This window comes from Dickeya sp. MK7 (assembly GCF_000406305.1).
In the GTDB taxonomy this organism is placed as follows: domain Bacteria; phylum Pseudomonadota; class Gammaproteobacteria; order Enterobacterales; family Enterobacteriaceae; genus Dickeya; species Dickeya fangzhongdai.
The window spans coordinates 1-1,710 of record NZ_AOOO01000060.1 but is presented as its reverse complement, the minus strand read 5'-3'; the positions used below and the strand labels follow the sequence as shown (position 1 = coordinate 1,710).

2 protein-coding genes are annotated in these 1,710 nt (G+C 44.9%); both read left to right on the top strand.

All coding sequences use genetic code 11. From position 1 onward, the window contains the following. On the top strand, positions 1 to 877 hold an 877-nt coding region (locus tag DXXMK7_RS00090; protein ID WP_050569979.1), incomplete at its 5' end, for an adhesin. Next, a complete protein-coding gene (locus DXXMK7_RS00085) occupies positions 877 to 1,335 on the top strand; it encodes a hypothetical protein (protein ID WP_038917313.1) in 459 nt (152 codons plus the stop codon). The genes DXXMK7_RS00090 and DXXMK7_RS00085, both read left to right, overlap by 1 nt. Positions 1,336 to 1,710: the final 375 nt, after the last annotated feature.

The window sequence follows — 1,710 nt, the reverse complement described above, 5'->3', positions numbered from 1 at the left end:
GACCGAGAATAACTTCTTCGGCAAAGCGTTGGTTGAAGGGTGTGCGATAGCGGCACCATGCCGAACCAAGATAGCGGAACAGTTACTCGAAATCGGTGTGAAAGCGGGCATCACCGGTGTAGTAGCGAAGGAAATCGCAGATAATCTCTCGCCGGAGGAACTGGAGCATCTCGTCACCCTGCAAATGATGGGTAATGATGAGATCACCGGTAAGTATCTCAGCTCACTTCAGGACAAGTATGCGCCGTCGCATACGGGTGGTGATCAACTGGATAGTGCCGGGCAATCCCTAACGAATACTGGTGGAAATCAGCAACTGGAGCCAACTGGAACACCGAGTCATACAGGAAATAATCAGCCGCAAGGTCAGGGAGTAACGAATACTGGAAATACTGATGGCGCACCGTCTACTGCCGGAAATACTACCACGACGCCTATTCCTGATGCTCCGACGCTGGATGACCTTTTCTACCGAAATGAAAAGATCCCGGGGCTTGAAAATGTTCGCCCTGAGAACCCAGGCTATCCGGCTAATCAGGATGTAGTGAATAAAATGAATGATCCGAAGTTTATTGAATGGATTAATAATGTTCATTGTACTGATTGTTCAGATATTGCACCTAAACTTCTTGATACAGCTAGAGGTCAAGGACAAATAATTGAAGTAAGACCAAAGGTATTAAATGGGTTAAATGTTTATGAAAATGGAAACACCGAGAGCAACCAATCATTTCATCAGGTTTATACCGATGGTAAGTATGTTTATGATCCAAGACTATCGCTAAAGCCTATTCCAAAAGGTGACTGGGAAAAACACATTAAATCTATAAACCCAGGTGGCATTACGATCTCCGATAAATCGCAGGGGTTAAAATAATGTTTCAGATTGGTAAGAAAGAAACCGTATTACTGGATTTTCTCGAGTCTTTAGGTGCCCTCGAGTGGCGTCGTTATCAGAGTCGGATTCAGAATGAATGGATAAATGACCATTTTGAAAAAGTGGATCGCTCCAAGTATCCACCTTATACCAGTTTCCGTTATGAAAAAGAGGATTCTAGAATCATTGAGCTGCTAGAAGATGCTATCAAATCTTATAGGGGAGAAGTCCAATGGGTGATGATTAGCCAAAAGAAAGAATATGGTTCAGGTATCAATAGATGTATTTTGCCAAAATATGTAGAAGATATTAAAGAAAAAATAGGAACAGATGCTCGTAAAGTAAATGAATATATTATTGATCATTCTCCAAGCTTTGGCCCTAATGCCCATGAAGATCTCTTAGAACTCACAAAGCATATCAAGTCTATATTTAAAAATGCAGGGTATGATGTATGAATACTCGTGTAATTTTTTAGCTGTTTATTAAGACTGATACTGTATTGGGTGACTGTAGACACGTAAGTATCTCAGTTCTTTTACCGGTCAGGCTTTTAGTTCTGATGCAGTCCCCGCGCTCTTTAGCGTGAGCGCTGCTGTCGCCTGAAAAAGCTTCAGCCCCCGGACAGGAAATGTTTTGTGGCCACCGCCAGTGGGCCGTGTCCCCAAAACCACCCGGTCAGGGCCATGCCCCGACACCCCAGCCATAAAACAAAAACCCCGGTGCTGGCCGGGGGGGGTGTTGGTTACTCGGCAAACGTCAGCCCGCCGGGGTAATGCTTGATCCAGTTGGCCGCCGCGTCCAGGTCAAAGGGTTCGATGCTGAGGCCTTCG